This window comes from Pseudacidovorax sp. DMC4 (assembly GCF_056314265.1).
On the sequence record NZ_JBQUYR010000015.1, the window covers coordinates 31,597 to 44,038 of the forward strand.

Sequence of the window (12,442 nt, forward strand, 5' to 3'; positions counted from 1 at the left end):
GCCCCCGCCGCCGCCCCCCCCCCCCCCCCCCCCCGCGGGGGGGGGGCCCCCCCCCCCCCCCCCGCGGGGGGGGGGGGGGGGGGGGCCCCCCCCCCGCGCCCTCGGCGGAGGCCGCCGGGCCCCCACCCCTGCCCTCCCCCAGGGGGGGAGGGGGAGGAACGTCGACGGGCTGCCCGCCGCTGCGCAGCTTGGCGCGCAGGGCCAGCAGCTCGTCCACCAGCGCCTTCTCCTGGCCCCAGCGGCCTTCGAGGTCGCCCAGGCGGTCGCGCTCGGCGGCCAGGTCGGCATTGACGGCCTGCTCGCGCTCGGCCACCTCGATGCCGATGGCCTTCTCGCGGCCGATGATCTGCAACTCGGTCTCCAGCGACTCGATGCGCTTGCGGCTGTCGTCCACCTCGGCCGGTGTGGCATGCAGGCTCACGGCCACGCGCGCGCAGGCGGTGTCCAGCAGGCTCACGCTCTTGTCGGGCAACTGGCGCGCCGGGATGTAGCGGTGGCTCAGCTTGACCGCGGCTTCCAGCGCCTCGTCCAGGATCTGCACCTGGTGGTGCTTCTCCATGGTGCTGGCCACGCCGCGCATCATCAGGATGGCCTTGCGCTCGTCGGGCTCGTCCACCTGCACGTTCTGGAAGCGGCGGGTCAGCGCCGGGTCCTTCTCGATGTACTTCTTGTACTCGGCCCAGGTGGTGGCGCCCACGGTGCGCAGCGTGCCGCGCGCCAGCGCCGGCTTGAGCAGGTTGGCCGCATCGCCCGTGCCGGCCGCGCCGCCCGCGCCCACCAGCGTGTGGGTCTCGTCGACGAACAGGATGATCGGCTGCTCGCTGGCCTGCACCTCTTCGATCACCGAACGCAGGCGCTGCTCGAACTCGCCCTTCATGCTGGCGCCAGCCTGCAGCAGGCCCACGTCCAGCGCCAGCAGCTTCACGTCCTTGAGGGCGGGCGGCACGTCGCCGCGGGCGATGCGCTGGGCAAAGCCCTCGACCACGGCCGTCTTGCCCACGCCGGCCTCGCCCACCAGGATGGGGTTGTTCTGGCGCCGGCGCATCAGGATGTCGACCACCTGGCGGATCTCGTCGTCGCGGCCGACGATGGGGTCCATCTTGCCGCTGCGGGCCTGCTCGGTGAGGTCGGTGGTGAACTTCTTGAGCGCGTCGCCCTTGCCCATGGCGGCAGGGGCGATGGCGCCGCTGTCCTCGCCCGGCGTGCCTTGCCCCAAGCCGGTGCCGTCCTGCGCGCGCATCTTTCCCTCGGCCGAGGCGTCGCAGATCTTCGCGAAGTTGGCGGCCAGGTCCTCGACCTTGATCTTCTCGAATTGCTTGGACAGCTGCAGCAGCGGGTTGCGCAGGCTCTGCGTCTTGAGCATGCCCACCACGATGTAGCCGGTGCGCACCTGCGCCTCGCCGAACTGCAGCGTGGCATAGGTCCAGGCGCGCTCGATGGCGTTCTCGATGTGCGGCGAGAAATCGCTGATGGCGGTGGCGCCGCGCGGCAGGCGGTCCAGCGCAGCCGTCACGTCCTTGGCCAGCAGCGAGATGTCCAGCCCGTAGTGCTGCACGATGCGGTGCATGTCGCTCTCCTGGTTCTGCAGCAGCTGGGCGAACCAGTGCTCCAGCTCCACATAGGGATTGCCGCGCATCTTGCAGAAGACCGTCGCGCCTTCGATGGCCTTGTAGGCCAGGGGATTCAGCTTGCCGAAGAGGGCGGTGCGGCTGATTTCACTCATGGGTTTCTCCAGTAGAGACAGGACGAACGGCGGCGCGTGTTTTCACAAGGCCACGTGGGCGGGGGCCGCCGCGGGCGCGGCGACGATGGAGGACAGGTGCGAAGGACCGGCGATGCGCACGTCCACCGCGTGGTTCGCGCGCGGCCGGTTGCCGACCCAGCTGGTCCAGCCCAGGCGCGCGCCGCTGCCCAGCCGGGTGGGAGGCACCTCGGCGCGCTGCAGCAGCAGGCGCGCGTCCCAGTCCAGCTCGCCGCCCAGCAGCTGCTGCACCCAGCGCACCAGCGGGCCGCGCGCGCTGCCGTCGGGCAGGAAGCGGCGGTACTGATCCAGCGTGAGCGGGCCCAGGTGCAGGCAGACCTTGTGCTGCCGGTCCCACACGCGCCGGCCGAGCACGGCGCCCAGGCCCACCGTGCGTGAGGCCGTGTTGGGGTTGCTCGCGCCCAGGCGCGTGAGCTCGTCCTCGGGCAGGGTCATCCAGTGACCCACCCAGCGCTCCAGCCGCACCGGCACCTCGAAGAAGCCCGACAGCACCCGCTCCACCCCTTCGGCGCTGTGCACCCGGCGCGCGAGCCAGCCCGAGAAGTGCAGGCGCGCATCGTCCGGCACGTCGTCGCGCTGCTGCCGTGCGGCACCGCCGATGCCCACCAGCGCGCCCACGCGGTGGCGGAAGGGGTCTTCGCCCGGCCGGTCCATGCCGGGTGCGGGCCGGGCCTGCGACCAGGCGCGGTAGAACTGCAGCGCGAATCGGTGCAGGAAGGTGTCGAGGAAGGCCAGCCAGGTGCGGTCGCCATGGTTGAGCGCCCGCTCGCGGATGAAGTCCGACAGGTGCACCGGCAGCGGGCCGTTGGGGCCCACGTAGGCAAAGAAATGCTGGCGGATGAGCGGCGGCCGGCCATCGCCCTGCGGCAGCTCGAAGCGGCTGAGCCCCGCGGGCGCGAAGGCGAGCGAGGGCTCCTGCCCCACGCGCACCGGCTCGGCGGAGGGCCGCAGCGCGTGGCCCCAGCGTGGGGCCGACAGGTCGGTCGCCTCCAGCCGGCGCATCAGCGCGAAGTAGTCGTAGGCCCAGGCCTGCTCGGCACGCGCGGCCAGCAGCTGCGCCGCGCCCGCGCGCGCCGGCGCCGGCGTGGCCACGGCCGGGGCGGCTGCGGGTGCACCGCCGGTGCTCACAGGATCGCCCGGGTCCCGCACTGCGGCCTCCAGCGCATCAGCTCGCCGCGGCCGGCGGCGTGCAGCACGGTCTCGACGAAATGGTTGACCTCCACATGCCGCGCCAGCCAGCGCGACATGACGGCGCCGAACAGGAACACGCTGCCGCCGTGGAAGGCCGTGGGCTCCACCTCCAGCGCCACCTCCAGGCCGCGGCCGAAGGCGATCGGTCCCGGCAGCGGCAGGCGGCGCACCAGCGCGCGCGTGCGCACCGACAGCAGCCCGCGCACCTGCGCCTGGCGCGACTCGTCGGCATGCGAGGCATAGAGCTGCAGCATCTCGCGCAGCGCCGCCGCACCCTGTTGCGGCGAGCTGTCGGCCAGCGACAGGTAGTTGAGCGCCAGGTGGTCGATCACCTTCCAGCCCAGGCCTTCCTGCACCACCGGCGAGACCGGCCGCGACGGCGCCCGCAGCATGCGCACGCGCTGCACCGGGAAGGCGTCCATGCATTCGAAGTCGTTGTCGCGCCCTTGCGGCAGCAGCAGCGGCAGGTCGCGGTTGGTGACCAATGCCGACACCGCCAGCTGCCGCAGCTGCGTCGGGAAGGGCGCCTCCTGCGGATCGACGATCTGCAGGTAGACCTCCGAGCCGATGTGGCTGCTGCGGTGGCCCTCACTGCGCTGGCGCGCCGACAGCAGGCGCGGCTCGCGCGTGGTGGTGTAGTAGGCCGGGTGCACATGGCGGCTGCCGTGGAAGGCCGCATAGAAAGGCAGGAAGCGCTGCTCCTGCACGCCCTCGCCCTGCACCGTGCCGCTGTGGCCGACGACCTCGGTCACCGAGTGCACCTCGAAGTCCTGCGGCCGGGTGCGGTCGGGCAGCAGGTGGAACTGGCTGACGCCCTCGCCCACCTGCACACGGTCCAGCCGCTTGGGGAAGAGGTTGATGGCCGGCACGCAGTTCAGCCGCACGGTGTCGGGGCCGACCAGCTTCTCCAGCGCCGCGTCGCCGCGCGAGAACAGGATCACCACTTCGACCTCGGCGACCGGCATGGTCGCCAGCAGCGGTGCCAGTCCGGTGAGCCGCGCGAAGCGGAAGCGCTCTGGGCAGGCGAAGTACTCCTGCACCAGCCGGAAGCCCGAGAAGCCGGTGTGGGTGACCGGCAGCAGCGCCTCGTCGTCGTCGAAGCCGCACTCCTGCACCGTGCTGCCGGGCAGCTCGCGCAGGCCGGCTGTCGTGGCGCCGCCCGCGGGCGTGCCCAGCGGCCGCAGCCATACGGCCACGGGCCGGTTGAGCACGCATTCGTGCAACTGCCAGGCCACGTCATCCGCGCCGGCGAAGTGCAGCAGCAGCGCGTCCATGGGGATCTGGCTGAAGTTGAGCCCGGCCGTCGCCTGCAGCGTGAAGCGCAGGCCGCCGCGGATGTCGCGCGCGCGTGGATGCCGCGCCAGCGGCAGGTCCGGCGCATAGCTGAAGTACTGGGCCTGCGTGAGCGCGACGGGCCACACGCGCAGGTCCTGCCCCGTGCGGAACTCGCAGTGCGTGTTCTGGCCGCTGGCGGCCCGCGCGCGCAGGCCGCTGCCACGCGGCAGCACCGGCCCGCGGGCCAGGTTGGCGTCTTCCAGGTCGACGTCGAAGGCGCACACCGTCATGGCCGGCGTGGGGGCCAGGAAGTGCGGATGGACGATGTCCAGCAGGTGGCCGGTGAAGCGCGGATAGTCGGCGTCGAGCTTGAGGTTGACGCGCGCGGCCAGGAAGGCCGTGGCCTCGATCAGCCGCTCCACATAGGGGTCGGCCACTTCCTGGCCTTCGAGGCCGAGGCGGTGCGCGATCTTGGGGAAGGTGCGTGCGAACTCCGACGTGCTCTCGCGGAAGTAGCGCAGCTCCTGCTCGTACAGGTTCAGCAGCCGGGGGTCCATGGTGTGCCCTCAGCGCGGTGGCGTGGCCTGCTCGATGTCGACGCGCCCTTCTTCCAGGTCGATGCGGCTTCGCATCAGGAACTCCAGCGGCACCGGCTGCGCCCACAGCATGCCGCGGATCTGCAGACCGACGCGGTTGTGGGAGTCCAGGGCCGAGCCTTCCATGACGAGTTCAACTTCCAGGGTGCGGGGCAGGATGCGGGGCTCGAACTGCAGGATTGCGTTCTTGAGCGCCTGTTCCATGCTGACACGCTGGATCGACGAGGTGAACTGGCCGGACAGCATAGGCAATCCGTAGTTCAGCACCGAGCGCGCCGCCTGCGGATGGCGGCGCTCGTCCAGGCCCCGTAGGCCGCCCGTGGCGTTGAACAGCCACGCCAGGTCGCGCAGCACCGCGGCGCGCAGCGCCTGGCGCGTGAGCGTGCGCTGGTCGTCGCCCTCGCGCTCGCGGCCGGGCTCCAGGTCCACCAGCCGGTCGAGCAGCGAGGGCTGCAGGCGCTCCTGCGCGCTCGCGATGTCGCGCGGCTCAGCCACCGGCGGCGCTGTCCTGGGCGGCGTCCACGGCGTCGCCCTGGCCGGTCTCGGCCGCGCCGGCGTCCATCACGACGTCGAACACGATCTCGCGCACGTCCATCAACGCATGCTCGCCCGCGTCGCTGCTGAAGCTGCGCTGGCCCAGGCCCGTCCACACCTCGGGCGCACGCTCCTGCCATTCGGTCTTGCGTGCCAGTTGCAGCGCGCCGTCGCTGCTGGCCTGGCTGCCGTCGTAGCGCGTGGGGATCAGGGCCAGCGCCTCGCCGCCGTTGGCGAAGGTCAGGTGCGCGGGCATCCACACGGCATCGCGCAGGTCTTCGGGCGCCTCGATCTTGACGGCCGCCAGGCGCGAGAAGGGCACCCAGTAGTAGCGCCCGTTGACGAAGGCCTCCAGCACCGGGCCCAGTCGCATGTCGCCGTCGGCCAGCCATTCGAAGGGCTGGCCGTCGAGCGTGCCCGAGGTGGCGGGGGCCGCGTCGAAGGCGCGCTCGCGCAGCTGCTCGCCGGCCGCGGCATCGCCCGCGCCGATGCGCAGCAGCGACTCCACCAGCAGCGCCAGCCATTCGTCGGGCTGGCCGAAGATCATGGGTGTGCGCTTGCCGGCGAAGACCTCGGCGCGCAGGCCTTCGCAGCGGATGGCCTCGCCGTACATCTGCTTCATGGGAATGGCGGCGGCATCCATCTCGGCGGCCACGCTCAACTGGTTCAGCGCCCGCTCCCACTGGCCCAGCACGCACAGCAGCTGGGCCAGGAAGACGCGCAGCTTCATGTCGGCCGGCCTGGCGCGCACCTTCGCGGTGAGGGCGGCCAGGGCGCCGGCGGGGTCGTGGGCGGCCAGCAGTTCTTCGGGGGTGCTCATTCGGGGCTCCTTGGTGGACGGGGATCGGGGACGGTCAGCCCAGTTCGGCCATGCGGATGGCGCCGCGGCGCCCGTCGTCGAGCTGCGGGGCGGAGGCGATGCTCAGCTTGCGGTAGGCGAAGGCCAGGATCTCGCACGGAAAGCCCACGCTGCCGCCGGTCACCAGCACATAGTTGGCCAATCGGGCGTCGCTGAGCGCGATCTCCAGCGTCGACTCCTGCTCCTTCGAGGAGTCGCCGGACGCCTTGAAGCAGGACAGTACGACCTTGGCATCGCTGGCCTGCGACTTGATCAGGTTGGCGATGGACGCCGTGGCCGCGTCGCAGCGCCGCACGATCAGCATGGCGTTCATGCTCAGCTTGGACTTGGTGCCGCCCGGCGCCGCATCGGCCCGCACGGCGCTGAAGTAGCCCAGCACCGCCATGCGCTTCTTGCCATCGCCGAAGAGCCGGAGCGATTCGCCCTCGATCGGGTTGCCCTTGCTCTCGATGGTCATCACCACGTCGATGTTGTCGCTGCGGTTGAGCGAGAGTTCGAGCATGCGCAGCGCCTCGTCGGCGTCGATCTGCTGGTCCTGGTTGAATGACATGGTGTTCCTCGTGTTCCGGAAAGGGGAGATGGCGGGTCAGGGCGCCCGGGCCGCGCCCCAGCGCACGGCCACGGCCAGCACCTGCCGCTCGCGGTCGGGCCGCGCCTGGCCGCGCACGCGCAGGTCCGCCAGCGGGGCGGCGGCCGACAGGCCGAACAGGCGCGGCGCGCTCTGCGGCAGTGCCGGGCTGGCCACCACCAGCAGCCGGCCGGCCCCGCCCGCGGGCAGGTCGAAGCGCTTCATGGCGGGCGACTGCGGCTGGCCGCGCTCGAAGCGGTTGGCCTCGCCGGCCTCGCCCGGGTAGACGGACCACAGGCCGCCCTGCGCGTCCAGGGCCAGCACGGCCAGGTCCAGCGAATGGCCGCTGGCGTTGCGCACCAAGAGGCGCAGGCGCTGGCCCTCGGCCGGCGCGAGCACGCTGTCCACCGGCAGGGGCCGGCTGGCCACCAGGCGCTCGCCTTCCCAGGTCTCGATGGCCAGGTCCAGCCCATCCACGCGGCGGCCGTCGGCCAGTTGCTGCAGCCGCTCGAACCACTTGAGCTGGGCCATGAGCTCCAGCCGCCGGCGCACGGCGGCATCGCTGGTCAGCGGCGGCGGCGCGGGCACGGCACCCGTCCAGCGCGCCGCGTCGGCCGACAGCGGGGACAGCCGCTGGCCCGCGCGGCCGGCCGGCGCCCACAGCAGGTCGGCGTCGCCATCGACCGACTCGATGGCGGCCGGATAGTCCAGGTTGATGCCGGCGGGCAGGGCCCGGTCGGCGCGCACGCGCAGCACCAGCGAGGGCGGCGGCTCCACCGGTGCGACGCTCCAGAGCGCGCCGCCGGCGGCGTCCTGCAGGGTGTCGGGCACCGCCAGGCGCGATTGGGCGAGCGTGGCCTCCTGCAGGCGGGCCGTGGCGCTGCGGGCGCTGCCGTCGGGCAGCACGGCCGTGACCGTCACCGGCTGCTGCGCCTCCAGCCCGTCGAGCAGGCCGGCGTCCAGCGACAGGCTGGCGCCGGCGCGCTGCGCGGGCCAGGCCGGCTGGGTGCTGCGGGGGCGGCTGCTGTTGTCGAAGAGGGGCAGGTCCAGGCTGCCCTCGGCCACCGGCGAGGGCAGCTCGCGCTGCGGAAAGCGCTGCTCCAGCTCGTCGATGACCGGCGGGTAGGCCGCCAGCGCGTCGTTGAAGAGTTCGCGCCAGGTGGCGGGACGGCGCTGCAGCCCCTGGGCCAGGGCCCAGGTGAGCAGTCCGTGCGGACGGGCCTGCCGATCGCCGCGCGGCAGGCGCAGCTCGGGCGTGACCTGGTGGCTCTCCGAAGCGAAGAAGGCCACGTAGCGGGCACGCGGCACGGCGGCGGTAGCCGGCGCGGCGGGCAGAGGGGGGACCGCGGCGCCATCGCCGCCGGTCAGCTGTTCGGGTCGCACGCCGCGCCAGCGCACCTCGTCGTCCGGCGGGCCGGGGTCGGGGGTGTCGATGGCACGGGTGCTGCGGGTCATGGAGGCGGCCGAACAGGTGTCGAACACCGCCCACACGAAGACGCCACGCGAGAGGAAGGCCTGGATCCAGCCGTCCACGTCGACGTCGCGCACGCCGCCGTTCAGAGCGCGGCCTGCGCCGATGGTTCCCCGCACGTCGCGCGCCAGGAAGTTCTCGGCCAGGCCGTCGGGCTCCTGGTAGCGCTTGGCCGTGTCGCGCAGCCGCGTGCCATGGCCCGAGAAGTACAGCAGCACGAAGTCGCCCTGGCCCGAGCGGGCCAGCAGCTGCTGCAACGCCTGGCCGATGGCGCGGCTGTCGGGCGGCTGCGCGCCGGGCACGCCGTCGGCCAGCGTGGCGATGTCGGCCGGCGCGAAGCCCTGCTGCTGCAGCACCTCGCGCATCAGCAGCACGTCGTTGCGCGGGGCCTGCAGCCACAGGTTCTGGGGCTGGAAGGGCAGCTCCGAGACGCCCACCAGCAGCGCGCGCTGCACGGCCGTGGCGGGCAGGGCCGCCAATGCGAGCAGGAGCAGCAGGGCGAGACGGCGCATGAGGGCGGCTTTCAGGGCAGCTCGACCGCGTCCACCAGCGGCGAGGAACGCAGCACCGCCAGGCCGTCCTGCGGCTGCAGCAGGCGCAGCGACCAGCGGCCCTGCCCGTCCGGCCCGCCGACGACCTGCGCGCCGGCCGTCTGCAGCAGGCGCGTGGCCTCGGCCATGTCGGTGCCGGGCTTCCAGCGCACCCGCGCGTCGGCCTGCGGCGCGGCGGGGGCCGTGGGCGGCGCATCGCGCAGGCGCATGGCGTCGTCGTCGCTGCCGTGCAGGGCGGGCAGCAGGCCGGCGTTCTGCACCACGAGCACCAGCGCAAGAACGGCCAGGGCCGGGCCCCAGGTGCCGCGGAAGCCGCCGCCGCCCCCGCCCAGGCGGCGCAGGAAGCGCCCGAGCGGGCCGGCATCATCCTCGCGGCCGCCGTTGCGTGCCTGGCCGCCCGCCGGCGACGCCGCGGAACGCGCCTGCGTGCGCCCCGCCAGCGCGGCCGGCGCCGCCGACTGCGCCAGCCGCCGCGCGGCCTGCTGGTAGAGCACCTGGTAGTCGGCCCGCGGATCGCCCTCGGCCGCCAGCGGCGTGCCGGTGAGCACCGTGAAGCAGCCGGCCACGACGCGCAGCGCGATCTGACCCGGCGCGGGCGCGGTCGCGGGCACGGCGCCCGCCGGCGCGCCCACGCGCTGAGCGGCCCATTCGTCGGCCACGGCGCGCACGGCCGCCAGCCGCGTGGCCGACAGCTCGCCCAGCACGCGCGCGCACAGCTGCGGCGAGGGCACCAGCGTGACCGGGTTCCAGGCCTGCACCACGCCGAACAGCGGCTCGAAAGGCTCGTCCCGTGGCTCCAGCAGCACGTCCCAGGCGCCGGCCCAGTCGGCCTCGCCCACGGCCAGCCAGCCCTGCCACCGGCCGTCGGGCAGCAGGCGGTCGAGCAGCACGCCCAGCATGCGGCCCTCGCACAGCACCGAGAGCAGGCGACCGGGCGCCCAGCGCGCGCCGAAGCCGCGGGCGGCCAGGGCTTCGCGGCGGCGGGCCAGCTCGGTCAGCGGCAGCAGCAGGTCGGTGGGGGCGCCTGCTTCGGCAGCGGCAGGTTCGCCCTCGCGCGCCGGGCCCGCGGCGGGGCGGCGCGCCGGCGGGCCTTCCAGCGTGCTGCGGATGTGGGCCAGCGGGGGCCAGAGGTCGAGGGGGCGCATGGCATCCGTCCTGATGGTCTATGTCGTCAGGAGGAGGACGCCTCAGCACCGAGGATTTCGAAAACCGCCCCGATCGCGTCCATGTTGCCGGGCTCGATGGCGATGCCCAGGGTCTGCGTGATCCAGCCGCCCAGCAGGGTGCGGCCGTAGTCCGCCGGCAGCGATTCGCGCCGGTGCACCAGGCCCAGCCTTCCGGCGCGGTAGTGGTAGGAGGCGATGGCATGGCGCGCGGCCACGCCCGACAGCGGCGCCTCGCGGCCGAAGCCTTCGCACAGCAGCAGCCGCTCGGGCTCACCCAGGCCGGCGATGAAGCGGCGCGCCGCCTCGGCCACGCCGGCCATGCTCAGGCCATGCTCGGCCAGGCAACCGGCGGCATCGCCCGCGGCGCCACGGTGGCCGCGCAGGTGCGCGTCGAGCTGCTCGTCGCTCACCTCCTCGCCCAGCGACAGCTTGCGGCGGAAGCTGGTGGCCCGCGTGCAGTCGATCAGGTAGCGGCGGAAGTAGGCGCACAGGGCGAAGGCGGTGGACGGGGCGCTGTGCGCGGCGCGGTCGGGGACGCTGGCGCCGCCCTCCTCCTCGCCCTCCTCCGGGTCGGCGTCGAGCCGCAGCACCTTGAGGTAGATGAACTGCGCCACCAGCTCCTGCCTGCCCTCGCCCAGGGCCTTAAGTTCGGGCGGATGGCAGTCGCCCAGCGCCGTGCCGACGATGCCGTACATGCGCCCCATCTCGTGCGGCGCCAGCGTCTGCCGGCGGCGCCACAGGCGCACCAGCTCCGCGCTGTCTTCGGACGAGAGGGTGTTCTGCATGGCCTACTGGTCATCCGTGCAGGTGTCGTCGTCCGGCACCACGCAGTTCGCCAGGCTGGCGCCGCGCGTGCGCACCGAGCCGCCGCCCGTCGTGGCTGCGGCCACCGTCAGGCCGCGCGGCAGCAGCAGCCAGAGCTGGCCGCGCTCCTTCATGCGGCGCGCCTGGCTGGCGGCCTGGCGGCCATTGCCGAAGAAGTAGTCGGCCCGCACCGCGCCGCGGATGGCGCCGCCGGTGTCCTGCGCGATGGTCAGGCGCTGCATGGGCGTGCCGGTGCCCGGCTGGCGCGTGGAGACGAACACCGGAAAGCCCAGCGGCGCGCTGCGCGGATCGACCGCGATGGAACGGCCCGGCTGCAGCGGCACGCCCAGGGCACCCACCGGGCCGTCGGCGCTGGCGGGCACTTCCTTGAAGAAGACGTAGCTCGGGTCCTGGATGCCGGTGCCGGTGGCGGCCGCCGCCGGCGTGCGCTGGCCGGGCACGGCCACGGGGCCGCTGCGCGCCGGCAGCGCCAGCGCGAAGCCGCGGGTGCGCACGGTGCTGATGTCGGTCTCGTCGGCGTCGTCGTCGTCGACCTCCAGCTCGACGGCCGAACCGCGGGTGCGCACGGCGGTCTTGGCCTTGCCGTTGGCCGCCTTGGCCAGCGTGGGCCGGAAGGGCTGGCCGTTCTGCTCGGCATAGCCCACGCGCACCGTCTGGCCGTCGGGCAGGCGGATGCGGCCCGAGCCCTGCACCTGCATCTCGTACAGCTCGGTGGCGCTGCGCACGAAGGCCAGCACCTTGGCATTGGGCACGCCCAGGCGCTCGATCTCGGCGCGCGTGTAGTAGGGCACCAGCTGGCGACCCTCGACGCGCAGGCGGGCCTTGCGGTCCACCGTGTCGCGCGTGATCTGCGACAGGTCCAGCGCATACAGGCCCGGCGCGCCCATGTCGCGGGTCGACAGGCCCTGCTGCACCACCACGTTGCGTCCGTTCAGCCGCGCGGCCACGGTGCCGTTGCCGGCGGGCAGGCGGCGCGTGTCGAGGAAGAGCATGTCCTCCGGCTGCGCATAGACCGGGTAGATGAAGGGCGGCGCGTAGCTGCGGTTGCCCTCGATCTCGGGCTCGAAGTAGCCGGTGACCACGCCGTCGGGCCGGCGGTCGTCGTCGCGGATCTGGTAGGCCGCGAACTCGCTTTCGTAGAAGCTGCGGATGGCGGGGTTGCTGCGGCCGTCCACCTGGCGGGCGCGCTCGCACACCTGCTGCCACTGCTGGCCGCGGCGCACCAGCACCTTGCAGCTGTCGAGGAAGGCCGACCAGCTGTCGACGAAGTCGTCGCGCTGCCAGCCGGGCACCACGTCGAAGGGGGTCGCGGTGTAGGTGGCCAGCTGGGTCGAGAAGGTGCGGGCCTGGCCGGCCACGCTGCCGCCGGTGCGCGGCGGCGGGGCCGGGACGGCCACGGGCGGCGGTGCCGGCGGGGCCAGCACGATGGGCGGCTGCGGCGCCGCCACCGGCGCGGGTGGGGGCGGCGGCGGAGGGGGCGGCGTGGCACAGCCGGCCGCCAGCAGCGCCGCCAGCGTCAGTGCGGCGGTGCCGGCCAGGGACGCGGCACGGGGGCCGCCGCCAGGCGCGCGCGCCTCACGGGACGGGGGAATCGGGGCCAGGGCTTGCATGGATCACTCCTTCGGTTCACGCGCGTGGAAGACC

At 73.7% G+C, this 12,442-nt stretch carries 10 protein-coding genes; all 10 read right to left on the reverse strand.

The window, feature by feature from the left end:
* Positions 1-1,723, reverse strand: a 1,723-nt coding sequence (locus tag ACT54X_RS23775) for a Clp protease N-terminal domain-containing protein (protein WP_476348968.1), incomplete at its 3' end; no start/stop codon positions are given.
* 42 nt (positions 1,724-1,765) lie between these two features.
* Positions 1,766-2,890 carry a type VI secretion system baseplate subunit TssG gene (gene tssG / locus ACT54X_RS23780; RefSeq protein WP_476348970.1) on the reverse strand — a complete coding sequence of 375 codons (1,125 nt, stop codon included), beginning with the start codon at positions 2,888-2,890 and terminating at the stop codon, positions 1,766-1,768.
* Entirely contained in the window at positions 2,887-4,785 is a 1,899-nt protein-coding gene (gene tssF, locus ACT54X_RS23785) for a type VI secretion system baseplate subunit TssF (RefSeq protein ID WP_294377743.1), read from the reverse strand. Before tssF ends, tssG begins: the two co-directional genes overlap by 4 nt.
* Positions 4,786-4,794: 9 nt before the next feature.
* The gene (gene tssE, locus ACT54X_RS23790; protein ID WP_234197456.1) at positions 4,795-5,319 is read right to left on the reverse strand and encodes a type VI secretion system baseplate subunit TssE; all 525 of its coding nucleotides are present in this window, start codon (positions 5,317-5,319) and stop codon (positions 4,795-4,797) included.
* Positions 5,312-6,178 carry a type VI secretion system accessory protein TagJ gene (locus ACT54X_RS23795; RefSeq protein ID WP_476348972.1) on the reverse strand — a complete coding sequence of 289 codons (867 nt, stop codon included), beginning with the start codon at positions 6,176-6,178 and terminating at the stop codon, positions 5,312-5,314. Before ACT54X_RS23795 ends, tssE begins: the two co-directional genes overlap by 8 nt.
* Positions 6,179-6,212: 34 nt before the next feature.
* Positions 6,213-6,767 (reverse strand): type VI secretion system tube protein Hcp, encoded by a 555-nt coding sequence (locus ACT54X_RS23800; RefSeq protein WP_294377749.1) that lies wholly within the window; start codon positions 6,765-6,767, stop codon positions 6,213-6,215.
* 36 nt (positions 6,768-6,803) lie between these two features.
* On the reverse strand, positions 6,804-8,768 hold the full coding sequence (locus ACT54X_RS23805; protein WP_476348975.1) for a caspase family protein: 1,965 nt from the start codon (positions 8,766-8,768) through the stop codon (positions 6,804-6,806).
* An 11-nt stretch (positions 8,769-8,779) separates the two neighbouring features.
* Entirely contained in the window at positions 8,780-9,952 is a 1,173-nt protein-coding gene (locus tag ACT54X_RS23810) for a hypothetical protein (RefSeq protein WP_476348977.1), read from the reverse strand.
* A 26-nt stretch (positions 9,953-9,978) separates the two neighbouring features.
* Positions 9,979-10,758: a hypothetical protein gene (locus ACT54X_RS23815; protein ID WP_476348978.1), complete on the reverse strand. Its 780-nt coding sequence runs from the start codon at positions 10,756-10,758 to the stop codon at positions 9,979-9,981.
* 3 nt (positions 10,759-10,761) lie between these two features.
* The gene (gene mltA / locus ACT54X_RS23820) at positions 10,762-12,408 is read right to left on the reverse strand and encodes a murein transglycosylase A (protein WP_476348980.1); all 1,647 of its coding nucleotides are present in this window, start codon (positions 12,406-12,408) and stop codon (positions 10,762-10,764) included.
* Positions 12,409-12,442 lie beyond the last annotated feature (34 nt).

Coding starts and splice junctions, on each gene's coding strand:
- tssF (WP_294377743.1), bottom strand. CDS start 4,785: ATGGACCCCCGGCTGCTGAACCTGTACGAGCAGGAGCTGCGCTACTTC.
- ACT54X_RS23795 (WP_476348972.1), bottom strand. CDS start 6,178: ATGAGCACCCCCGAAGAACTGCTGGCCGCCCACGACCCCGCCGGCGCC.
- ACT54X_RS23800 (WP_294377749.1), bottom strand. CDS start 6,767: ATGTCATTCAACCAGGACCAGCAGATCGACGCCGACGAGGCGCTGCGC.
- ACT54X_RS23805 (WP_476348975.1), bottom strand. CDS start 8,768: ATGCGCCGTCTCGCCCTGCTGCTCCTGCTCGCATTGGCGGCCCTGCCC.
- ACT54X_RS23810 (WP_476348977.1), bottom strand. CDS start 9,952: ATGCGCCCCCTCGACCTCTGGCCCCCGCTGGCCCACATCCGCAGCACG.
- ACT54X_RS23815 (WP_476348978.1), bottom strand. CDS start 10,758: ATGCAGAACACCCTCTCGTCCGAAGACAGCGCGGAGCTGGTGCGCCTG.
- mltA (WP_476348980.1), bottom strand. CDS start 12,408: ATGCAAGCCCTGGCCCCGATTCCCCCGTCCCGTGAGGCGCGCGCGCCT.